This is a genomic window from Pseudoalteromonas sp. S3260, assembly GCF_005886925.1.
GTDB lineage: Bacteria > Pseudomonadota > Gammaproteobacteria > Enterobacterales > Alteromonadaceae > Pseudoalteromonas > Pseudoalteromonas tetraodonis.
In genome coordinates this window covers 1-21423 of sequence record NZ_PNCV01000125.1, presented here as the reverse complement: position 1 = coordinate 21423, position 21423 = coordinate 1, and the positions used below count along the sequence as shown (strand labels likewise).

22 protein-coding genes and 1 pseudogene are annotated in these 21423 nt (G+C 39.5%); 12 read left to right on the top strand and 11 right to left on the bottom strand.

What is annotated here, in order from left to right:
* Nucleotides 1-97 precede the first annotated feature (97 nt).
* Nucleotides 98-397, bottom strand: coding sequence for a YebG family protein (locus CWC14_RS16295; protein ID WP_138563897.1), 300 nt, complete (start codon nt 395-397; stop codon nt 98-100).
* A gap of 296 nt (nt 398-693) precedes the next feature.
* Here CWC14_RS16295 and CWC14_RS16290 point away from each other — a divergent pair, with 296 nt between their 5' ends.
* A complete protein-coding gene (locus tag CWC14_RS16290) occupies nt 694-987 on the top strand; it encodes a ComEA family DNA-binding protein (protein WP_008113303.1) in 294 nt (97 codons plus the stop codon).
* A 12-nt stretch (nt 988-999) separates the two neighbouring features.
* On the opposite strand, the gene CWC14_RS16285 is transcribed toward CWC14_RS16290, so the two are convergent.
* The 3 genes from CWC14_RS16285 to nhaB form a co-directional block, all read right to left on the bottom strand.
* A complete protein-coding gene (locus CWC14_RS16285; protein WP_024602042.1) occupies nt 1000-1302 on the bottom strand; it encodes a DUF6170 family protein in 303 nt (100 codons plus the stop codon).
* Nucleotide 1303: 1 nt separating this feature from the next.
* Nucleotides 1304-1822, bottom strand: coding sequence for a disulfide bond formation protein DsbB (dsbB, locus tag CWC14_RS16280; RefSeq protein WP_076920602.1), 519 nt, complete (start codon nt 1820-1822; stop codon nt 1304-1306).
* A 118-nt stretch (nt 1823-1940) separates the two neighbouring features.
* Nucleotides 1941-3512 carry a sodium/proton antiporter NhaB gene (gene nhaB / locus CWC14_RS16275; protein WP_013465528.1) on the bottom strand — a complete coding sequence of 524 codons (1572 nt, stop codon included), beginning with the start codon at nt 3510-3512 and terminating at the stop codon, nt 1941-1943.
* Nucleotides 3513-3813: 301 nt separating this feature from the next.
* On the opposite strand from nhaB, the gene fadR reads away from it, so the two are divergent.
* Together fadR and CWC14_RS16265 are read left to right on the top strand one after the other, a co-directional pair.
* Nucleotides 3814-4527: a fatty acid metabolism transcriptional regulator FadR gene (gene fadR / locus CWC14_RS16270; protein ID WP_008109093.1), complete on the top strand. Its 714-nt coding sequence runs from the start codon at nt 3814-3816 to the stop codon at nt 4525-4527.
* Between the two features lie 236 nt (nt 4528-4763).
* The gene (locus CWC14_RS16265; RefSeq protein ID WP_008109095.1) at nt 4764-5369 is read left to right on the top strand and encodes a peroxiredoxin; all 606 of its coding nucleotides are present in this window, start codon (nt 4764-4766) and stop codon (nt 5367-5369) included.
* Between the two features lie 60 nt (nt 5370-5429).
* Here the strand turns inward: CWC14_RS16265 and CWC14_RS16260 are convergent, their stop codons facing one another.
* A complete protein-coding gene (locus CWC14_RS16260; RefSeq protein WP_138563901.1) occupies nt 5430-8033 on the bottom strand; it encodes a TonB-dependent receptor in 2604 nt (867 codons plus the stop codon).
* A 543-nt stretch (nt 8034-8576) separates the two neighbouring features.
* Nucleotides 8577-9056 carry an SsrA-binding protein SmpB gene (gene smpB, locus CWC14_RS16255; protein ID WP_013465526.1) on the bottom strand — a complete coding sequence of 160 codons (480 nt, stop codon included), beginning with the start codon at nt 9054-9056 and terminating at the stop codon, nt 8577-8579.
* 148 nt (nt 9057-9204) lie between these two features.
* On the opposite strand from smpB, the gene CWC14_RS16250 reads away from it, so the two are divergent.
* Both CWC14_RS16250 and CWC14_RS16245 read left to right on the top strand, forming a co-directional pair.
* Nucleotides 9205-9645 (top strand): type II toxin-antitoxin system RatA family toxin, encoded by a 441-nt coding sequence (locus CWC14_RS16250; RefSeq protein WP_013465525.1) that lies wholly within the window; start codon nt 9205-9207, stop codon nt 9643-9645.
* On the top strand, nt 9642-9965 hold the full coding sequence (locus CWC14_RS16245; RefSeq protein WP_013465524.1) for an RnfH family protein: 324 nt from the start codon (nt 9642-9644) through the stop codon (nt 9963-9965). The genes CWC14_RS16250 and CWC14_RS16245 overlap by 4 nt, the downstream gene beginning before the upstream one ends.
* 50 nt (nt 9966-10015) lie before the next feature.
* On the opposite strand, the gene CWC14_RS16240 is transcribed toward CWC14_RS16245, so the two are convergent.
* Nucleotides 10016-10375 (bottom strand): outer membrane protein assembly factor BamE, encoded by a 360-nt coding sequence (locus CWC14_RS16240; RefSeq protein WP_013465523.1) that lies wholly within the window; start codon nt 10373-10375, stop codon nt 10016-10018.
* Nucleotides 10376-10481: 106 nt separating this feature from the next.
* On the opposite strand from CWC14_RS16240, the gene CWC14_RS16235 reads away from it, so the two are divergent.
* Nucleotides 10482-10823, top strand: coding sequence for a GIY-YIG nuclease family protein (locus CWC14_RS16235; protein WP_069438684.1), 342 nt, complete (start codon nt 10482-10484; stop codon nt 10821-10823).
* 374 nt (nt 10824-11197) lie between these two features.
* On the opposite strand, the gene CWC14_RS19810 is transcribed toward CWC14_RS16235, so the two are convergent.
* The 4 genes from CWC14_RS19810 to ilvC all read right to left on the bottom strand — a co-directional run bounded on the left by CWC14_RS19810 (nt 11198) and on the right by ilvC (nt 15917).
* Nucleotides 11198-11680 (bottom strand): tetratricopeptide repeat protein, encoded by a 483-nt coding sequence (locus tag CWC14_RS19810; protein ID WP_249928766.1) that lies wholly within the window; start codon nt 11678-11680, stop codon nt 11198-11200.
* A 5-nt stretch (nt 11681-11685) separates the two neighbouring features.
* Nucleotides 11686-12291 (bottom strand): hypothetical protein, encoded by a 606-nt coding sequence (locus CWC14_RS19805; RefSeq protein WP_249928765.1) that lies wholly within the window; start codon nt 12289-12291, stop codon nt 11686-11688.
* Between the two features lie 78 nt (nt 12292-12369).
* Nucleotides 12370-14289 carry a methyl-accepting chemotaxis protein gene (locus CWC14_RS16220; RefSeq protein ID WP_138563895.1) on the bottom strand — a complete coding sequence of 640 codons (1920 nt, stop codon included), beginning with the start codon at nt 14287-14289 and terminating at the stop codon, nt 12370-12372.
* Nucleotides 14290-14444: 155 nt separating this feature from the next.
* On the bottom strand, nt 14445-15917 hold the full coding sequence (gene ilvC / locus CWC14_RS16215; RefSeq protein ID WP_138563893.1) for a ketol-acid reductoisomerase: 1473 nt from the start codon (nt 15915-15917) through the stop codon (nt 14445-14447).
* Between the two features lie 137 nt (nt 15918-16054).
* On the opposite strand from ilvC, the gene ilvY reads away from it, so the two are divergent.
* The 6 genes and pseudogenes from ilvY to CWC14_RS16185 all read left to right on the top strand — a co-directional run bounded on the left by ilvY (nt 16055) and on the right by CWC14_RS16185 (nt 21392).
* Entirely contained in the window at nt 16055-16960 is a 906-nt protein-coding gene (gene ilvY, locus CWC14_RS16210; protein WP_024602050.1) for an HTH-type transcriptional activator IlvY, read from the top strand.
* 90 nt (nt 16961-17050) lie between these two features.
* Nucleotides 17051-18096, top strand: a pseudogene (locus CWC14_RS16205) (GGDEF domain-containing protein).
* Nucleotides 18097-18207: 111 nt separating this feature from the next.
* Nucleotides 18208-19047, top strand: a complete 840-nt coding sequence (locus CWC14_RS16200; protein WP_138563891.1) for a MipA/OmpV family protein — start codon at nt 18208-18210, stop codon at nt 19045-19047.
* 13 nt (nt 19048-19060) lie between these two features.
* A complete protein-coding gene (locus CWC14_RS16195; RefSeq protein WP_138563890.1) occupies nt 19061-19426 on the top strand; it encodes a DUF3019 domain-containing protein in 366 nt (121 codons plus the stop codon).
* Between the two features lie 14 nt (nt 19427-19440).
* On the top strand, nt 19441-20133 hold the full coding sequence (locus CWC14_RS16190; RefSeq protein ID WP_013465514.1) for a response regulator: 693 nt from the start codon (nt 19441-19443) through the stop codon (nt 20131-20133).
* Between the two features lie 26 nt (nt 20134-20159).
* Nucleotides 20160-21392, top strand: a complete 1233-nt coding sequence (locus CWC14_RS16185; protein WP_138563888.1) for an ATP-binding protein — start codon at nt 20160-20162, stop codon at nt 21390-21392.
* Nucleotides 21393-21423: the final 31 nt, after the last annotated feature.

Genomic DNA, 21423 nt, shown 5'->3' with positions numbered 1-21423 from the left:
TCTTAACCAGAGTTCAGGTTATTTAAAGGCATAAAAAAACTGAATTCGAATACCGAATTCAGTTTTTTTAATAATTACTATTGAGCTTTTAAAAGTACTAACTCGCTGCTTTATCTTTTATATCCGCAACGTTATTTGACTTTGTTTTTTTAGCCTTGGCGGGTACTTCTTTACCACCTTTAAGTACGGCCATAAAGTCGTCTTTACTTTTTGCAATCTCCAGCGCGAGCGACTCAACCTGTTGTTCACTTAGTGGTACATCTACTTTTTCAAGCATGAGTTCTAGTGACTCGGCAATATCGAGCATTTTGTCATAGGCATCAGCTTCTTTTTTAGTAGTAAACGTCATGCGCTCGACTCCGTTTCGTTCTACAACATATTTAACAACAACAGCCATGATTTCTCCTGCTTACTTACGTGGCAATATGATTATTTTAAATCATTAGATTACTGTTTTTATATACAGTACAAGCTTGCGCGTGGTTTTGCAAGCTTTAGCCTTAGTTTATCTGCAGCTTGGTTGACAATAAAGAGTAACTCTACTTTATTTATTAAGTCACTTTATAACGCGTTGCAGTAAAGGAGTCGCAAGGAGTGATTGTTACCGTTAGTACTTATAACCACAACGTTATGTAAAAGTGCTGGGTGTAAATAATCAACAAATGTTCATGTGAGAACACAAAAGGAAATAGTATGAAATTAATTAAAATCATCTCATTAGCCGCTGCTTTATGTTTATTACCTATGGGTACCACCTTTGCGCAAAGCGATATGCTATCAAAGCAGGTGCAATCAGCCGTGGTTAATATTAATACTGCTGATTTAAAACAGTTAATTAAGTTACCAGGTGTTGGCAAGAAAAAAGCACAGGCAATTATCGATTATAGAGAAACCAATGGTGATTTCGCATCACTTGAAGATCTAGCTAAAGTAAAAGGGGTGGGTAAAAAAATGCTAGCCAAACTTGATGGAAAGGTGGCGTTTTAACTTAAAAGGGCGCTATGCGCCCTGATCAAACTGTTTTAAGGCAGCACCAAGGTGCTTTTTAGCAAAATTAACATCTACGGGGGCGGTTAGTAGCGGGTAGCTTAAACCAGCCACAATCAAAAAGGGCACGAGTAGCCATCCTTCAAAAAGGGTAAATATTAAAAAAAATGGGCTTAGTAGCATAAGCTTTACAATACGCATTAACACTCTGTCACTAGGAGAGAGCATACTTAACGAGATCGCAATAACGGTTTGTCTTTGACGAACTTTTAAGTGTTTAAGTTCGTCAACGTGGCTTGAAAAAAAAGTAAACATATTAAAGTGACTTTTTAGAGATTAATCGACTGGCCACTAACGCAAAAAGTGTGGCGGTAAACAATACAAAAATAACTTCCATCCATGCTGGCATACTTAAGCCTGCAAATTGCCAATCTATGTTTCCGCAATCACCGGTTGCCTCAAAAAATTGCGGTATCCAATGATGTAATGGCATAAACTCTGGAAAATTTGGCTCAAACTCACAGCTAAATGCGAAGGGGTCAGTGGTTGTTTGCATTTCAATGTGCTCACGAGCTATTAGTAACCCCCATACACTTGAAACCCCCCACACTGTATAAGCGATAATACGGACTACGAGGTTGTTTGGTTTACTGGCGCCAATAATACCGGCAAAAAGTAAGCCTAATACCGCGGTGCGTTGGTAAATACACATAATGCACGGTGCTAATCCCATGTTGTATTGAAAAAAGAGCGCGATGACTTCAAGCAGAAAAACAATCCCACTGAATAATAACCAAGGTGTACGTTGAGTACTTAGATTAGCAAGCCAGTTCATAACAAATCCGTATTTAAATAAGGGCTTAGATTATGACGTAGGATAAACAGCGGAGCAAGTAAAAGGGAAAAAGTGAGGTGCTATGAAATTTCCTAGCTCCTCAAAGTCGGGGAAGCTCTTAATGCCCAGAATTCGCTACAGGGATGTGGTGTTGTATTATCCCCCAGTCATAAAACAAACTGGTTATTTCACTCAAGCCAAAATAAGTCGCGCTTAACCCAACAAAGGTAAGCACAAAAGTGTAAGGTAAAGCCATATACACCATTCGACCGTAAGATAGGCGTAACACGGGAGCTAGTGTTGATGTCAGTAAGAATAAGAAAGCAGCTTGACCATTAGGGGTGGCCACGCTGGGTAAGTTTGTGCCGGTGTTTATCGCCACTGCAAGTAAATCAAATTGGTCTCGAGTTATTTGACCTGCTTTTAGAGCTGCAGCAACTTCATTTATATATACAGTGCCGACAAATACATTATCACTGACCATTGAAAGCAATCCATTAGCGATAAAAAACATCACCAATTGTAAGTGCCCTTCAAATGTTAGTACCCAAGTAATCACAGGAGTAAAGAGTTGTTGATCGATGATTACTGCAACCACACTAAAAAATACACAAAGTAGTGCAGTGAAGGGGAGGGCCTCTTCAAAGGCTTTACCGAGTTGGTGCTCTTCTATTATACCGGCAGACGACGTGGCTAAAATAATCACCGATAAGCCAATTAAGCCTACGGTTGCTAAATGTAACGCTAAGCCAGTAATTAACCAGATAGCGATAAGTGCTTGAATTGTGAGGTTAACTCTATCGCGTTTGGTGCGTTTTTTATCAAGTGTTTGTGCATGGTTTTTTAAAATAGCATGAATTGTTTCTGGCAGTTTTGCACCATAGCCAAAGGTTTTTGTTTTTTCTAATAAAAAGGTCGTTAATAAGCCCGCAAAAAGCACGGGTAAAGAAACGGGCAGCATTCTTAAAAAGAACTCACCAAATAGCCAACTTGCTCGCTCTGCAATAATTAAGTTTTGTGGTTCACCAACCATAGTACACACGCCGCCAAGTGCGGTCCCAATCGAGGCATGCATGAGTAAATTACGTAAAAAAGCACGAAACTCTTCAAGCTCTTGACGGTTTACCTCTTTTACTTGGTTATCATCGTTAATATCGTGCTCACTAATAAAATCTTTTCCTGAGGCCACCTTGTGATAAATACTATAAAAGCCCATGGCCACCGCAATAACAACCGCCATTACAGTTAGGGCATCTAAAAAAGCTGATAAAAACGCAGCAGCTATTGCAAACGCAAGCGATAAAACGGTTTTACTTCTTACTGAAACCACTAACTTGGTAAAAATATACAGCAGCAGATCTTTCATGAAATAAATACCGGCAACCATAAAAATAAGTAATAAAAGCACATCTAGGTTTTGTGCTATTTCATGTTCAACTTGCGTGGTTGATGTCATACCAATTAATAGTGCCTCAATGGCAAGTAGACCACCAGGTTGCAGTGGGTAACACTTGAGCGCCATGGCCAGTGTAAAAATAAACTCAATAACCAGTACCCAGCCAGACAAATAAGGGTTTAATTGAAACAGCAGCGGGTTAATTATTAAAAATGCAATAATGGTGTATTTATACCATTGAGGTGCTTTACCTAAAAAATTTATAAATATTGCAGATGGGACACTCTGTTGCATGATTTTTCCCTAGGGAGGCGTTTAATAGTCTGGTTAATGTCATTAACTTAGTCCAGCCTATAGAGGGTGTAAACAACTAAATAATAATAGTCAAAGTGTCTGGTATGAATAATAGGTTGGCATTCATAGTGTGTTTAAAACCTATCGGTAAAACTAGCGAATCATACAAGTAAAGTTGCCTTTTTAATCACATGCCTAGGTAATTTAACTTACTTTACTTGTTAGTTGTGGCTTGTCTGGTACAATCAGTCAGTTAATCGTATGTAGCGATGTGATGTGAATTAATTCGAGTAGGAATTGAATGAGAATTTTTAAAGCGAAAAGCCCAGCAGGATTTGCTGAGGAGTACATAGTAGAGTCAATCTGGAATGGTGATTTTCCTCCAGGTTCAATTCTGCCAGCTGAGCGTGAACTCTCAGAGTTAATTGGTGTTACTAGAACCACATTACGAGAAGTATTACAGCGATTAGCCAGAGACGGTTGGTTAACAATCCAACATGGTAAACCCACTCGCGTTAATAATTTTTGGGAAACGTCAGGATTAAACATTCTTGAAACACTGGCACGTTTAGATGAAGATAAAATGCCAGAGCTAACCGATCAGTTACTCTCAGCACGTACTAATATCAGCGCAATTTATACCCGTGCAGCTATAAAACTTGCACCAGAGCGTGTTATCGAAATTTTATCACAAAGCGATGAATTAGAAGACAGCGCGCAAGCGTTTGCAGATTATGATTATAAAGTTCATCATGAATTAGCTGTTGCCGGTAACAATCGCATTTATGTGCTCATCCTTAATGGCTTTAAAGGTTTTTATTCTAAGATTGGCTGTCATTACTTTTCAGATCCTCGCACTCGCGAGCTTGCACGCCAGTTTTATAAAGACTTAACTAAGCTTGCTGAGAATAAAGAGCACGATGGTGCAATATTCATGATGCGTAAATATGGTCATCAAACCGGTGAAATATGGCAACATATTCGCGGTGATATGCCTAGCGATATTATGGATTAGTAAAAAGAACCTGCTTAAAGCAGGTTTTTTTATGATCAAAAATCAGTCCATTTATCAAGCGTTCGCTATTTTAGAACGGTGCTATCTATAAATACGATTGTTAATTTATTTTTTATAGCCATAGAATAATGTTTAATTAAATATGGTTGCTATTGTAATTTTAAAATTAGTGCCCATATTAGTAATCAGTATTGCGTAAGCAATTGACAATAAACTCAAAATATTTGGAGAATAAAATGGGTGTATTAGTAGGCCGTCAGGCACCAGACTTTACCGCTGCAGCTGTTCTAGGTAACGGTGAGATTGTAGATAGCTATAACCTTCACGAAAAAATCAAAGGTAAAAAAGCAGTAATCTTTTTCTACCCTCTAGATTTCACATTTGTATGTCCTTCTGAGCTTATTGCTTTTGATAAGCGTTATGCAGAATTCCAAAAACGTGGCGTAGAAGTAATTGGTGTTTCAATCGATTCACAGTTCTCACACAACGCATGGCGTAACACGGCTGTAGCAGACGGCGGTATTGGTAAAGTTCAATACGCACTAGTTGCAGACGTTAAACACGAAATCTGTAAAGCATACGACGTTGAGCACCCAGAAGCGGGCGTTGCATTTCGTGGTTCTTTCCTAATCGATGAAGAAGGTAACGTACGTCACCAAGTAGTGAACGACTTACCACTGGGTCGTAACATCGACGAAATGATCCGTATGGTTGATGCACTAGCATTCCACAGCGAGCACGGTGAAGTATGTCCTGCTGGTTGGACTGAAGGTAAAAAAGGAATGGACGCAAGCCCTGAAGGCGTTGCTAAATTCTTATCTGAAAACGAAGGCGAGCTATAATTTAGCCCTTTAGTTTAAGATAAAAAAACCGCCAAAATGGCGGTTTTTTATTATTTTAAATTAAAACGAAAAGCTCACTTTAGTATAAATGTAACGACCTCGAGGGTTGTGTACACCCGATGCGTAACCATACAGATCTGAATCACCGTCACCAATTGCAAACGGTGGCTCTTCATCAAATAAGTTGTTCACACCTAGCGATACTTTTGCTGACTCAGTAATACGGTATGATGTTTGTAAATCTACCAGTACTTGTGAATCAACAGTACGCGATGTATTACTATCGAAGTCTAAATTACCATCGAAATCGATATCTGGCGTATCTTCAAACTCACCTACATAACTAATGTTCATGTTTGTGTTGAACTGACCAATTTCCCAGTTAGTTGAGAAAATCCAGCGATGCTCTGGGTAACCATATTCACCAGTGTAATCGCGGCCATCTTTTTCAAATTTATCTTGGTAAGCCCATTCTAAATTGAATTTTAGTAAGCCTAAATCATCCAGTGAGTGGTTGTAATTTGCTGAAATATCAACGCCCGAAACTTCTTGTGATGATACATTTTCAAAAGTACTGAAAATCTTTTGAATAGTCCCTAAACTGTCTGTACCTGAAGGAGGTAAACGAACACATACGGTACTGTTTTGGTTATTACACTCTGAGTTGTAAATTGGACCAAACTCTTGCTCATCAATTTTATTGTCTTGGGTGATACTCCATACATCTACACTCAAACCAAAGTCAGTTGTAGGTGCCCAAATAAAGCCGACGTTCCAAGATTCAGACTCTTCAGCTTCTAAGTCAGGGTTACCGGCAAATTCAATGTTGTAATCTAGCGGATCACAATCTTTACCTGTTGCATCACAGCGATAGTTATCAATAAAGAACTGACTTTCCTGAGATGGCCCTAAACCTACTTGTGCAAGTGACGGTGCTCTGAAGCCTTGCGCCCATGAACCACGTACTGTGATTTCATCAGTAGGTGCCCAGCGTAAAGCAACTTTAGGGTTTGTCGTAGTGCCAAAGTCACTGTAATCATCGTAACGGCCAGCAAGTTGTAGCTCTAAGTTTTCCGCAAGTGGAATTGAAAACTCTACATAGGCCGCGTACTGGTCGCGCTCTGCGGCAGCTGAAACAGACTCGGTACCAAAGATTAATCCACGTTGGAATTGATCATCTGGTGTATCCGTTACGTCTTCTTCGCGGTATTCAATACCGGCCGCCATCATGACAACATCATCACCAAAGCTAAATGCTTCACCTGAAATGTTAGCATCGAACGACGTCATATGAGACTCGCCTTGACGAACCAAGCTCGTAGTAATTCTATCAATTACGGCCGGATCGTTGTAAGTGCCGCCAAATGGGTTGTAGTTACCGGCATCAATTTCTTGTTGTAAGAAGTCGGTGCGTACCCAACCTTGTGAGCGATCCCCAGTTTGTAATGACTTACTACGTCCTTTTTGTACCGCTGTTTCCCAGCTCCAATCGTTTATTTCACCTTTTAAACCAGCAACAAAACGTAATGTGTCTGATTCGATATCCCATTGGCGCGCACCCGCATCTACGGTTCTGTAACGACCTATTTCAATATCTTGGCCGAATGGGTTATTAGGGTGACTACCTGGTACTGTTAAGCCCGCATCTTCATCAAGTGGCGTTGGGGCACCTGCTGCAATTGAGCTGTTATGCTGAACGGCCATTTCTAAGAAGCCCGTTATGCCATTATCAAAGCGGTATTCAAATTGTGAAATAGCACCTACACGTTCTGATGCCGGTGCAATATAGCCAAATGGACCATAGTCAAATAAACAACTGCCACTTGATGTTGCATTTTCTGCAGGACACGCAGGGTCAATTGTTTTAACGCCATCAACATAGAAGTAGCCAGGGAAGCCACGTGATGAACGGAAATCTTCACCGCCATATGGAGATTGATTAGCAGTACCTAAACGCCCCATTTCATCTGATGATAAAGAGGTGTTTTTAAAGTAATCAATAATAACGGATGCGCTACTTTTTGCACTAGTAGTACCCCAAACAATACTGGCTGTAGTTTCTTCATAGTTAGGGCCATCTGTGCCGCCGTAACCTAAGTTTACTTCAATACCGTCAATATCTTTTTTCAAGATAACGTTTACAACACCCGCTACAGCATCAGAGCCATAGATTGCTGAGGCGCCATCTTTTAAAATATCAATACGTTCGATTGCTGAAACAGGAATACTGTTGATATCAACGAATGAGTTGGTGATCCCTTCAGCAAATGCGCTGATTGCAACACGACGACCATTAATAAGTACCAAGGTAGCATCGGCGCCTAAGCCACGAAGGCTGACGGCAGCTGAGCCATTAGCGGTCGAGTCTTGGTTATTACCACGGGTTGAAAAAGTACCATTACCTGCAACAGGCATTCTTTCAAGCAGCTGTTGTAGGTTGTCATAACCCATGTTTTCGATGTCTTCTTTATTAATGGATTGTACTGGAGACGGGCCTTCTATATCGGAACGTTTGATACGAGAGCCTGTTACTTGAATACGTTCTACTTTTTCTGCAGTTTGCTGTGCAGCATAAGTCGTTGTACTAAAACCTGCTGACAATGCGATAGTAGCACCGATGATTAAGCTCGGTGTAAATGCAATTGAGCGATACCAACCCATCATAGAAAATGTTTGCTCAGAGAGCGTTCTGCTGGATTTTATCAAGGCGCCATGATGATGTAATAGTGGTTTCTATTACGAAGAGTGGTAACGCAGAGAAAGATCTGCAGATGCTCTCCCATAGGGCGAGTTTTAAAAGTGCTTAAACTGCGTTTTTTGAATTTTAAAGAGAGCCACACTTAATTCATTCAAATGCCTTGCCTAAGTACTTTTAAATTCTCGCTGAGCGTCCATTTTCTATAAAGGGTTGGTATGTATCCTTAAGTCCTTGTTGATATGTTAATAATTTACTTGTTTTACAAGTCCAATTGTTAATAACATGTAGCTTAACTGTTATCAATTGGCCACAAAGATGATTTTGTTATCTGCACTAATATGTGCTGATTTTCTCAATAAAGGTAAACGATAGGATGCTCGCTATTTGGCGCTGTAACGTGATTTAGTTATTATTGATCAACAAAACGCCGAGCGACTTTAATTTGTAATAATTTGTATTTTCCTAAAATTTAGCAAAAAAAAACCTAACATGATGTTAGGCTTTTTCATTTAAACTTTATGTTTCATTAAACGTTCTTTTTCACGGGACCAATCTTTATTTTTACCGTCTTCACGTTTGTCATGCATTTTCTTACCTTTCGCTAAATGGAATTCAAGCTTTACCCAGCATTTTTTCCAATACATAGCTGTGGCAATTAATGAATAACCATCACGCTCGGTTGCACCAACCAAACGGTCAAGTTCACGTCTGCTTAGTAATAATTTACGATAACGCAGCGGGTCGCAAATAACATGGGTTGATGCACTATTTAAAGGCTGGATTGTGCTGCCTAATAAAAACGCTTCACCGTTTTTAAGATGAATATAAGTTTCAGAGATATTTACTTTACCTGCTCGGATACTTTTTACTTCCCAGCCTTGGAGTTCAATACCTGCTTCAAACTTGTCGTGTAAAAAATACTCGTGTCGCGCTTTTTTATTTAGCGCGATGGTATTACTTGTCGATTTTGATGAATTTTTCTTAGCCATAGTGCCCTATAATATACGTTATACGAGATGTTTTACATCGATTTTTTTAAATTATACATGCAAAAGCGAAGGATTCATTTAAGCGCGATGAAAGTTTGGGGAAACGCACAAAGCTTGCTAAAATTCCTGCACACAGTTGGGAGTGAGTATGCCACAAATAGAGAAAAGTGCGCTGGTTATGTACAGCACTAAAGAGATGTTTGATCTAGTCAATGATGTAGAAGCTTATTCGCAGTTTTTACCTAATTGTTCAGACTCAAAAATTATTAAGCAGCATGATAATAACATGACCGCCAGTTTAGAAATATCTAAAGCCGGTATAAAAAAATGGTTTACCACTGAAAATACGCTAATTGATGAGCAAACAGTGATGCTTCGCTTGGTCGATGGGCCTTTTAAAACCTTACAAGGTCGCTGGCATTTTCAGCAATTAGATGCGCATGCGTGCAAAGTGCATTTACAGCTAGACTTTGAATTTTCTAGTAAGTTAATAGAACTTGCGTTTGGTAAAATTTTTAATGATGTAGCTAAAAATATGGTGAGTGCCTTTACTCAACGTGCAAAAGCGGTATATGGAGAGCGTGCATGATCAATATTGAAATTGTGTTTGCGTTGCCAACGAAAGCAACCACGTTAAATATAGAAGTATTCCAAGGTACCACCGCAGAGCAAGCAGTGATCCAATCAGGTATTATTAAGAAGTGCCCTGAAATTGATGCAACCGCTTTAACTTTAGGTGTATGGAACAGAACGGTAAAGCTTAATCATGAGCTTAAAGACGGCGATAGAGTTGAAATTTACCGCCCATTAATTGCCGACCCTAAAGATGCCCGCAGAAAGCGCGCCGAAAAAGCCAAAGAAGAGGGCCGCGCAAATAAAGTAACTGGTGGCCGACCGTTAGATCGTTAGATACAAAAAAGGTGAGCCATGCTCACCTTTTTAAATTAAACCCAAATGGCTTATTGCTCTAAAGGGGTTGTAAAGTTTTCTGGTTGCTCATAGTCACCAGAGACCGTTACCAACTTTTCATTTTCAAAGTTTAATACTAATGATTTATATTGTTCATTCGCGCGCCCTTTATTAAAGCTATAAACGTAACGCCAGGTATTTTTATCGAAGGCGTCTTCGGCAATCGGTCTGCCTAGTACATAAATTACTTGCTCGCGAGTCATATTAACGCGAAGCTTATCAACGTCTGATTGTTCTAAAAAGTTACCTTGAGGGATGTTGATTCTGTACACCCAGCTAGAACAACCTGCGGCTGAACTAAGCGTTAAAGCGACAATAAGCCAAAGAGAAAAAGTTTTTAACGACTGCATTGTTAGTTGTGATCCTTATTTTTTATAATCTGCATGATACCTATTAGTCACTCAAGGTAAAACCCTTTTGAGTAATTGTTTTTGTTTAGCGCGTTAAGGCGAGGTTTTGACCATTAATAATCAAAAAAGTTTAAACGATGAGTTGTGCAATAGTAAAAGTAAACCGGCTGTTTGGTCACTGTATATTGTGCAAACACGGTTTGGTCATTGGTATACCGGCATTACAGTTGATGTAGCGCGTCGTTTAGCAACGCACCAAGCGGGTAAAGGGGCAAAAAACCTCAAAGGGAAAGGACCGCTGGTGCTCATTCATCAGCAACAAGTTGGGACTAAAAGCGACGCAAGTAAATTAGAATATGCGATTAAAAAACTTCCACGGGCAAAAAAAGAGGCTTACGTTGCTGCTTTTAAGGGGGGACTGAATACCTCAGGGTTTGTCAAAAGCTGATTAATAAATGCCTCAATTAGCAATACTGCTTCTTGATAAAGAGCAGTGTTAATATTTTCGAGCGTATCTTTTGCTGTTTTGGTCGCAACAATATTTACGCCTTGCGCCTTAGAAAACAGCCCTGATGGATAAGTAAAAGGTTGTTCAATAACCGTTAGTTGATGCTCTTTAAAGCGTGCTTTTAAATATTCTCTGGTGAGTAAAGCCGAGTGACTATTCGTTTTTCTGCCTGCTAATTTAGAGCTGGTTAGCGTTGTTAAATCAGTGAATAACTGCGGCTCAATCGGCTTTGAGAGTCCACTCCAACTTATAAAAAATACAATGCAGGTTAAACTAAATAATTTAATAATGATTCGCCTTAACGATAAGTGATTTTAATGCGATGAGTTTATTATCATAGCGTTATTATTTAACTCAAAGTAACTTCGCGCCAGTCCAAAGTGGCTTTCATGTAAGGTTGGTGACATAGCGTTAGCTTTTTTATAGTGGCTAATTGCGCCTTTAAAATTACCATTTACATACTCACTGTTACCAAGCGAGATATGATAGTAAGGATTTTCTTGGCGTTTTTTGTCAAGCTCAGCCAATAGCTTTTCGCCTTCGGCCACTCTATCTGTGAGTGTGTATAATAATGCTAAGTTACCTTGTGCAGTATTATTATCAGTATTTAAGGCAATATCATAGCGATACATTTGCTCCGCTTGCTTTAAATCATCTAATTGTTTAAAGAGTCCCCCTAAATTGCCCCAGCTAGCACTAAATGAAGCGTCCGTATTGATTGCTGCTTTGAAATAGCTAAACGCTAAATCATAGTGTTTATTTACCAGTGCCTCACCCCCTTTATTATTATAAAACATGGCGGTCACTCTTTTTTTGAAAGCAATGAGGTTGCAAAACGGGCTTGTCGGCTATTGGGATCAAAATCAATGATTAAACGCTTATTACGCTGATAAACAAGTGAGCTGTCTTTGAGTTTCGTTTTATTGTCTATGGCAAGGTTGATGTGCCCCGTGAGTAAATTAAATCCCTGATTTAGTGACCAATACTCCGGAATGTGTACTTTTTGAAAGCGAGCTTTAAGCCCTAAATGCTCAGCTAAACTATATGCTAAAATTGATAGTGACAAGCAATTGGCGTTTAAGTTTTGATAGCTCTGAGATGCGGTTTGTGTCGTGGTGGATTGATAAGATAAAGCGCTATCGCCATTTGTGAGTAAAAAGCTAAGTAGGCAATACGCTATTTCATCAACTGATTTACTCGATTGCACGTAAGCATTTAATTGCTGTTTGAGGCCGTCGTCGAGTTGAAATATTTGTTGCTCAGACTCTACCAGCTGCTGTTGTAATTGCATGGGAGGAGTAATAGTGGGGATTGGCACGCTTATATTGGCGTTATCTGTGGTGCTACAAGCACACAGAGCCAGCAGACGCACAATCAGTAAATAATGTTTACCTTGGAGAGCATTCATACACACCTCTGTACAAAAAACACACTTAAGTATAGTGGTTATTTTGTACAGAGGTTATTTTTTAATGTAACACTCTATTTAACGTTGCTGATTAAACGTAGCAACGAGTGCATCAAGTGTTTGTGCGCTGGTGGCTAAATCACGAATTGCTTGTTCTGTATTGATTTGTTCACTCATTGATTTATCACTGATCTCACTTATTTGCTCAATACTACGACCTACATCATTCACCACGCTACTTTGCTGTTCGGTCGCAGTGGCAATTAAGGTCGCCATATCGTTAATTTCATTGGCTGTTTCAGTAATGGTATTAAGTAACTCAACCGAGTTTTGCATTGCGCTTACGCTTTGTTGTACTTTATCTTTTGATTGACCGATATCGCTGACAACGTCATCTGAAATATGAGTGAGCTCTTCAATCATTGATTGAATTTCAGTGGTCGATTGTGAGGTACGATTCGCCAGCGCTCTTACTTCATCAGCAACTACAGCAAAGCCTCGTCCATGTTCACCAGCACGAGCAGATTCAATGGCTGCATTGAGAGCCAGTAAGTTGGTTTGTTCAGATATACCTCTAATTGAATCCACAATACTAGCGATATCAATAGTCTTTTTAGAAAGTAAAGCAACTTGCTCGGTTATGCCGTCAATGTCGCTGGCAAGGGCTGAGATTGTCGTTTGGCTTTGTAACACTTGTTGATGGCTTTGCTTGGTGTTATCGCGGCTATCGTTGGTTAACTTAGCTGCATTGGCAGCACTTTGCGCTATTTCTTGCACTGTAGCGCCCATTTCATTAATGGCTGCTGCAACTGAAATAGTTTGCTCTTTTTGCTTATCAAGCGCTAAAGAGTTTTGCTTGGCTTGCGAAAATACATGATCTGAGCTGTGGCGAATACCGTGGCTCTCATTAGCTACTTGCACAATAGCGGTTTCTATTTTTTCAATAAATTGATTAAAGCCGGTGGTTAAATTATTTAGCTCAGGTTGGGGAGATGTTGGTAAGCGATAGGCTAAATTTGCATCGCCACGCCCTAAACGCGAAAATAACTCAGCCATTGTTGATAACGGTGAAGCTAAAGAGCGAGCTAATAAGTAACTGATCACGCTTGCGATTAGCGCAGTGATGATAGTGAAAGTGAATATTTGCCACTCTAGGGTATTTATACTAGAAAAGACTTCGCTTTTTGGGACTTGAGCTAATACAAATAAGTCAGTGTTTTTAATCGGTGTGGCTGCAATGAGTGTGGCTTGCCCGTTGATATTTACTTCCTCTAAAGCGAAGCCGTTTTTATTAAGTAATTTGTTATGAATATTAGCGCTGTAAATACTATCTATATTAACCTTAGCGACTTTGTCTGCATCTTTATGTAACTGAATTAATCCGTTTTTATCGGCAATAAACACAAACCCTGATTGCTCAATTTTAAATTGTTGTAGCAGCTTTTGCATATCTGTAATGCTTTTTGCTAAGCCTGCCAAGCCTAAACCATTAGGTTGTTGGTGGTTAACAAACATTTTTACATCGTTTTCAGACTCTTGATAAATACTAATTGAGTAAGGTTGCTTTGATTGTGTAAAAGCAAAAAACCAGCCATCTGCGGCATCATTTTTTAAAACACGTAAAAAGCCATCTTGATTCCAATATTGTGCCGTGTTTTTATTCGCCCACGAAGCCGTGGCAAGATCGTATTGGTCAACCAAACGATTGAGCTCTTTAAGTAATAGCGTGTCGTTGTTGTTGCCAGCATTTGCCCAATCTAAAATAAAGGTATTTGCCGAAAGCTGCTGTGCTGCACCAAGAAGTTCATTGATCTCGCCACCAATATGATTACTGATTGTTTGCAATTTACTTGGCAGTTCAGATTCGATCATGCGTTGCTCAATAATATTCTTTGAGTTATGCAAAGACGTCAAACCAATTAATACAGCAACACAAATAGCAATAATGCTTCCAAGGGCTGTTATTTTTTGAGTAATAGAGAGATTTTTTATCGTCATGATAGTGCTTATATTTACAACTGAGGCAATGAGGAGAATTATTTTAGCACATTATTTATTTTCAGCTATTGATGATTAATTTGCACTTAAAAAAGCCCACAGCAAAATGCAAGTGGGCTTGGTTTCTAACAAGTGAAAGTTCTAGGACCCTTGGGTTAAACTATTTTTTTCATTGCAGACATGTAGCCGCGTAATTTTGCGCCTACTTTCTCAACAGGGTGATCACGTAGAGCCGTATTTATTTGAATCAAGGTTTGGTTATCAACTTGATTACTTTGCTCATTTAAGCCTTTACCAATAACATCAGTATCAATACCTTGCATAAATTCTTGTAGAAGCGGCAAACAGGCATGGTTATATAAATAGCAGCCGTACTCAGCGGTATCTGAAATAGTGCGGTTCATTTCAAATAACTTTTTGCGTGCAATAGTATTGGCTATCAGCGGCGTTTCATGCAGTGACTCATAATAGGCAGATTCTGCAATAATACCTGCCGCTGTCATGGTTTCAAATGCCAGTTCTACACCCGCTTTTACCATTGCCACCATTAAAATACCGTGGTCAAAAAATTCTTGCTCAGCAATTTCTACATCGCCTGCAGGGGTTTTTTCAAAATGAGTTTCTGCAGTTTCAGCACGCCATTTTAGTAAGTTAGCGTCATCATTTGCCCAGTCTTCCATCATTACACGTGAAAATGTGCCATCGATAATGTCATCTTGGTGTTTGTTATAAAGAGGACGCATAATCACTTTAAGCTCTTCACTTAGCTCAAACGCTTTAACCTTTGCAGGGTTTGATAAGCGGTCAAGCATGTTTGTCACACCGCCATATTTAAGTGCTTCTGTGATCACTTCCCAGCCATATTGAATAAGTTTTGAGGCGTAACCGGCATCAATTCCTTTTTCAATCATTTTGTCAAAACATAAAATAGAGCCAGTTTGTAGCATGCCACATAAAATGGTTTGCTCGCCCATCAGATCAGATTTCACTTCAGCGATAAATGATGATTTAAGTACCCCCGCGCGATGACCACCCGTACCTGCTGCATAGGCTTTTGCTTGTGCCAAGCCATGGCCCTGAGGATCATTCTCTGGGTGAACCGCAATTAATGTAGGTACACCAAAGCCGCGTTTATACTCTTCACGTACTTCTGACCCCGGGCATTTTGGTGCAACCATAATAACGGTAATGTCTTCACGAACTTGCATGCCTTCTTCAACAATATTAAAGCCATGTGAATAGGCAAGGGTTGAGCCGTGTTTCATTAATGGCATGATGGCATTAACAACTGCAGTATGTTGTTTATCAGGTGTTAAGTTAAGTACTACATCGGCTGTTGGGATTAACTCTTCATATGTACCCACTTTAAAACCATTGTCAGATGCATTTAAGAATGACTGACGACGCTCAGCAATGGCTGAATCACGTAGTGTATAGGCTACATCTAAACCAGAATCACGTAAGTTTAAGCCTTGATTTAGGCCCTGAGCGCCACAGCCTACAATTACCAATTTTTTACCTTTAAGTGCAGCAACACCGTCGTTAAATTCGTCTGCGCCCATAAATTCACATTGTGCCAATTGCGCTAATTGTTCGCGTAAAGGTAAGCTATTAAAATAATTTGCCATGATAAGTTTCCTATTAATTCAGTTTGTTAGATGCATTGCTTTTGCTTTGCTTGGAATAACAATATGGAAAATCTTTTCTTGCGTAAAATGATATATTTGAATTAAAGTGTTTCATAATATGAAATACTGGTGTTGTTATGGATCATAAGCATTTAAATTACTTTTTGGCGTTGGCAAAAACGCTTCATTTCTCTCGTGCCAGTGAGTTATGCCACATAAGTGCGCCCACTTTAAGTCGTAATATTAAGCAGTTAGAAGATGAAGTAGGGGTGATGTTATTCCAGCGTGATAATCGCAGTGTAAAGCTTACCCGCGAAGGCGTTGCATTTAAGGAGTATGCCAGTGCAACACTTAGTCATTGGCAGCGGTTTAAAGCTAATTTAAACGAACCGCAACAACATATTTATGGCAATGTGAGCCTTTATTGCTCCGTTACCGCGTCTTACAGTTTTTTGCATCATATTTTAGAGCAACTGAGAGCTCAGCATCAGCATATTGAAATTACCTTAAATACGGGCGATCCCGCCTTGGCTATTAACCGAGTGTTAGATGGACATGAATCTATGGCCATTGCAGCCAGACCCAGTAAATTACCTGCACAAATTGCATTTGTAGATATTGGCTACTCGCCATTGGTATTAATTGCACCCACTATTCAATGTCCGATCACAGAAAAATTAGCCACTAGTAGCGAAACTATTGATTGGTCTGAGCTTGAATTTATTGTTGCTGAACAAGGATTTTCAAGACAAAGGTTGGAGCAGTGGTGGCGAAAAAATAATGTACAAGGAAAAATTTACGCGCAAGTGGCAGGGCATGAAGCTATGGTATCTATGGTGAGTTTAGGGTTAGGCGTGGCCATGATCCCAAAAATTGTACTCGATAATAGTCCGCTTAACGATAAGGTTCAGGTTTTAGAGTATAAAGGCGAGCCACCACAAGGGTTTAAAATTGGTTTGGCTGTATTACATAAAGAACTAAACGACCCCGCTATTAGTGCGCTTTGGAATATTGCACAAAATATGGGGGAAAACATAATATAGGCTTGTTGGATGATAAAAAACTGTTAATATAAACCGCTAATATTTATGTGTTTATTAACATCTTTGTTGTGATCTCTAAGAGTTTTAATTATGGATAATACGGTTTCACTTGCCCATTCTGCCCAGTGTTTAAAAAAGCCATTCCGTTGATGGTTAAATACAAAATGCCTGTAACGCCAATAAATTATACTATTTGGTACTGTTATGTACAGGGCGACAACCCACAACTAAACACAGAGCTTGATAAAGTCATCTTTATTGCACAATACGTGTTCAGCTCAAACCGCCCAAGAAATTTTTAATAAGCATATTAATGACGAGAGCTTGCATTTTTTCAACAAATGTCTGAAAGGTTTCATGGCACCGTAGAGCAAATGCAGTTTGATCTTAGTGACTCCATTCAATATTCGAAAAGCTTTACTACCTCGTTAGTTGATTCACAAAATGAATTAAAAACGCTCTCTAGTATTAACTCATTTAATGAGATCCTTTCTTGCGTTGAGCGCCTAACTGACGAATCAATTGCGATGCAAGATTACGCCCGTGGATTCCAAACCAAATTAGCGCAAGCGTACAACGAAATTAAAGATTTAAAAGAAGCGCTTAGCGTGACCCAAGAAGCGGTTGATAAAGATTCCTTAACCGGATTATTTAATCGCGGTAAGTTTGACACAGACATTGTTGAGTTTTGTTTGAACGCCTCTTCACAAAATGAACACGGTAAATTAGCGGTGTTGATTATGTTCGATATTGATCATTTTAAACGTTTTAATGACGATTTTGGCCATCAAAAAGGCGATGAGGTACTCAAGCTAGTCGCTCAAAAAGTGCAAAATAGTGTACAAGAGCAATACAGAGCTTATCGTTTTGGTGGTGAAGAATTTTGTATTACGGGTTACTTTGAAAGCATTAATGATGCGATGGCATTTTGTAATCAGCTTCGTTTGAGCATTGCCAAATTGACGATTCGCAAAAAAGAAGACAGTAATAATAAACGTAATATTTCAGCCAGTTTCGGCATTGCTTTAATAGAACCTTTTAGTAAGAGCTGTTTATTAGTTGAAAAGGCAGATAGAGCACTTTATTTAGCTAAAACCCATGGTCGTAATCGGGTCGAAATAGCGGCCGATATGTAAACGTGTTCTGTTTGTATCAAATTTGTTAATGATTGTAACCCTCTAGAGCTTGTGTTCATACTACTTGCTACTATAGGGTCAAAGCCACTTTATAAACTAGCGATTAACTTCATGCGGTTCCATCTGAGAATAAACACATGCCTGTTATTAGCGCTATTAAGCACTAATGCGATTGCTCAGAAGCAGCAACATATATCCACTGATGAGCTTAATCTTAGTGTGAGTGTTGGTGCTGGGGTGATCACAAATCCTCTGTATGGTGCAGATAACATCCCCTTAGTTGTTATTCCGCAAGTGGCTTATTATGGTCAAAATTGGTTTTTTGATAATGGTCGTCTTGGTTATTCTTTTTTACAAAGCAAACAACATAACGTTAGTTTTGTGTCAGAAATTAACCCTGAGTCACGCTTTTTTATTGATTGGCATCCACAAAATATTTTCGCCTTTAAAACAACGTCTGAAAACGAGATATTAGAGTCGCTACACACTGACTCACCTCGTCAAGTAAATATAAATAATATACAAAAAAGACGAGTCGCACTTGATGCCGGTATCAGCTATTTTTTTGTAAAGCAGCAGCAAGTATTTTCTGCGCAATTATTGCATGATGTAAACAGCGTTTATAATGGCTACAGGGGATCGTTGCAATGGCAATATCATCATGAGTTTAAGCAATTAACGTTAAAGTCGACGTTAGGCGTTAATTACAAATCAGCCCAACTAAATAACTATTTTTATGGTTTAAATAGCGCTGAATCTATTTACGGTGAAATAGAAGTTGGTAGTAGTTGGCAACCTTATGCTAAAATCGACGCCCGTTGGCCTGTAGATGGAGTCAACGCGCTTCGTTTTCATTTAGCCTATTATGATTATTCAGCAATGGATAGCAGCCCGCTTTTTGAACATGACTATTCAATGACCGCCTTTATAGGATTCGAACATACATTTTAATATGAAGTGTTTTATGTTGGTTGTGCTTGCAGCTTCATTTTTTAGCAACGCTAGCGTTGCAAAAGTCTCTTCACTTAACGTATCACCCAAAGTCTGTGTGGTTTCCGAACAACAAGAACTTTGTGATCTTGAGTTAAAATTTAAGTGGCAACTGTCAGCCGCTAGCGATGTATGTTTATACCAACAAGATACACAATTACAATGCTGGCAAGGTGTCAAAAAAGGCCAACTTAGTTATAAAGCGCGTGTTCAGGTGGAGACCATATACTCCCTGATTAATCCCCATACAGGTGTATCGTTAGCGAGTGTGCAAATAGAAGTGCAAACCGCATACGCTAAGAAAAAACATCGACTACGCTCACCTTGGAGCTTTTTTTAATTTAGGATCAGTAAATGCCAAAGATATTACTTGTTGAAGATGATTTAGGGTTGCAACAATTAACCAAAGACTATCTTGAGCATAATGGCTTAGAAGTTGACGTTTTAGAACGCGGTGACGAAGTGTTTCCTTATCTGAGTGAAAACCACGTCGACTTGATCATTTTAGATGTAATGTTGCCAGGAAAAGATGGCTTTAGCGTATGTCGACAAGTACGTGACAAATACACTCTCCCTATCTTAATGCTAACAGCAAAGGGTGAAGACTTCGATCAAGTCATAGGCTTAGAACTCGGGGCTGACGACTACGTTATAAAACCGGCAGAGCCGCGTGTACTTCTTGCTCGAATTAGTGCATTGCTTCGCCGTGGACAGCCAAGTGTTAAAGCGATTGAAGAACTTCAATTTGGTGATTTATCAATAGATAAAACCAGCCGCATTGTAAAGCTAAGCGGTGTTGAAATTGTCCTGACTTCTCATGAATTTGAATTGCTCTGGTTATTGGCTTCAAATGCTGGTGAAGTGCTCAGTCGAGAGCATGTCCATCAACATATGATAGGGCGTGAGTACGACGGGTTAGACCGCACGGTGGATGTTCGTGTATCACGCATTCGTAAAAAGCTCGGTGATAACAGTGATAAACCCTATCGAATTAAAACGGTATGGGGGCAAGGCTATCTATTTGTATCAGATGCGTGGGATATGTAATAAATGCAAGGTGTTAGGCTAGGTTAATGGGAAAGCTATTTATAAGCCTTTACGTGTATATTATTGCCTCTTTGTTTATTGTTAGTGGCGTTATAGAGCAGTTTTGGCCCTATGATGAATCTCAGCAAAGTGTATTGTTAGATGACGAATTTGGGCAGTCTTTATGGCTGCTTTCACAAACCCCAGATGGGCTTGAGCAGCTTAAACATAATTTTGATAGCCAAGTCATTGCCCAGCAAGATCTAGTGCTCCCACCTGAACAGCAAGCACAACTATTTCAAAACCATTACCTTTATTTATATGATAAACAGCAGCGTATCGTTTGGTATGTAACGCTAAATAATTCACAATTGCTACAAGTAGGCCCTGTGGGTGTTAAACACAGCAGCTCAGGGACTGTGTTACCGTATTTACTGGTGTTGTTTATTATAAGTTTACCAATAGGTTTGTGGAGCTTTTTGTTGTGGCGAGACTTTGCAAAGCTGAGTCATGCATGCGAGGCAGTGGGTGGCTCGCAAGATTTTCAATTAAGCGATGGCTCAAAGTCATTCTTCTTACCCATCACCGATACATTGCAAGTAATGCAGCAACGTATTGAGTTTTTACTGAGTGCTCAGCAAGAGCTCACCTCTTCTGTATCTCATGAATTTAGAACGCCATTAGCGCGGTTGAAGTTTGCTATTGCAATACTCGAGGATAAAACTCACGATACCAAAGCACAGCAGTATTTATCTGACATGCAAATGGATATTCATGAACTGGAGTCCTTGGTATCTGAAATGTTGGAATACGCCCGTTTAGATACACAGCAACCCAGTCTACAATTAGCCCCTTGCGATATCGTTGCATTAATTAAAACTAATATTGAAAAAGTAAACTTTGATACCCGTATTAAACTAACAACAACGCTCCCCACTCAATTTATTTACTTATGCGATAGTCATTTTATGTCGCGGGTGCTGCAAAACTTAATCAGTAATGCACTTAAACATGCCTCGCAAAGTGTACATATTAGTTTAAGTACTGCCGATGAAAAGTTACTGCTAGTGGTTGAAGATGATGGCCCCGGCATTGCCTTCTCTGAGCGCGAAAAAGTATTTAAGCCGTTTACGCGCTTAGATAAAAGTCGTGATAAAAAAACCGGAGGGTTTGGGCTAGGGCTGGCGATAGTGAGTAAAATTGTGTCATGGCACAAAGGTCAGTGCGCAATTGAAGGCTCAACACTGGGAGGGGTTAAGTTTATTATTAGCTTAGACTAGGGTCTGTTGATCTTTCAAGGTTGAATTTGCA

Coding starts and splice junctions, on each gene's coding strand:
- CWC14_RS16240 (WP_013465523.1), bottom strand. CDS start 10,375: ATGCAGTCGTTAAAAACTTTTTCTCTTTGGCTTATTGTCGCTTTAACG.
- CWC14_RS16260 (WP_138563901.1), bottom strand. CDS start 8,033: ATGATGGGTTGGTATCGCTCAATTGCATTTACACCGAGCTTAATCATC.
- smpB (WP_013465526.1), bottom strand. CDS start 9,056: ATGGCTAAGAAAAATTCATCAAAATCGACAAGTAATACCATCGCGCTA.
- CWC14_RS16285 (WP_024602042.1), bottom strand. CDS start 1,302: ATGTTTACTTTTTTTTCAAGCCACGTTGACGAACTTAAACACTTAAAA.
- CWC14_RS16250 (WP_013465525.1), top strand. CDS start 9,205: ATGCCACAAATAGAGAAAAGTGCGCTGGTTATGTACAGCACTAAAGAG.
- CWC14_RS16265 (WP_008109095.1), top strand. CDS start 4,764: ATGGGTGTATTAGTAGGCCGTCAGGCACCAGACTTTACCGCTGCAGCT.
- CWC14_RS16245 (WP_013465524.1), top strand. CDS start 9,642: ATGATCAATATTGAAATTGTGTTTGCGTTGCCAACGAAAGCAACCACG.
- CWC14_RS16295 (WP_138563897.1), bottom strand. CDS start 397: ATGGCTGTTGTTGTTAAATATGTTGTAGAACGAAACGGAGTCGAGCGC.
- ilvC (WP_138563893.1), bottom strand. CDS start 15,917: ATGGCAAATTATTTTAATAGCTTACCTTTACGCGAACAATTAGCGCAA.
- CWC14_RS19810 (WP_249928766.1), bottom strand. CDS start 11,680: ATGTTTTATAATAATAAAGGGGGTGAGGCACTGGTAAATAAACACTAT.
- CWC14_RS16195 (WP_138563890.1), top strand. CDS start 19,061: ATGTTGGTTGTGCTTGCAGCTTCATTTTTTAGCAACGCTAGCGTTGCA.
- CWC14_RS16190 (WP_013465514.1), top strand. CDS start 19,441: ATGCCAAAGATATTACTTGTTGAAGATGATTTAGGGTTGCAACAATTA.
- CWC14_RS19805 (WP_249928765.1), bottom strand. CDS start 12,291: ATGAATGCTCTCCAAGGTAAACATTATTTACTGATTGTGCGTCTGCTG.
- CWC14_RS16185 (WP_138563888.1), top strand. CDS start 20,160: ATGGGAAAGCTATTTATAAGCCTTTACGTGTATATTATTGCCTCTTTG.
- CWC14_RS16220 (WP_138563895.1), bottom strand. CDS start 14,289: ATGACGATAAAAAATCTCTCTATTACTCAAAAAATAACAGCCCTTGGA.
- ilvY (WP_024602050.1), top strand. CDS start 16,055: ATGGATCATAAGCATTTAAATTACTTTTTGGCGTTGGCAAAAACGCTT.
- nhaB (WP_013465528.1), bottom strand. CDS start 3,512: ATGCAACAGAGTGTCCCATCTGCAATATTTATAAATTTTTTAGGTAAA.
- CWC14_RS16200 (WP_138563891.1), top strand. CDS start 18,208: ATGCGGTTCCATCTGAGAATAAACACATGCCTGTTATTAGCGCTATTA.
- fadR (WP_008109093.1), top strand. CDS start 3,814: ATGAGAATTTTTAAAGCGAAAAGCCCAGCAGGATTTGCTGAGGAGTAC.
- CWC14_RS16290 (WP_008113303.1), top strand. CDS start 694: ATGAAATTAATTAAAATCATCTCATTAGCCGCTGCTTTATGTTTATTA.
- dsbB (WP_076920602.1), bottom strand. CDS start 1,822: ATGAACTGGCTTGCTAATCTAAGTACTCAACGTACACCTTGGTTATTA.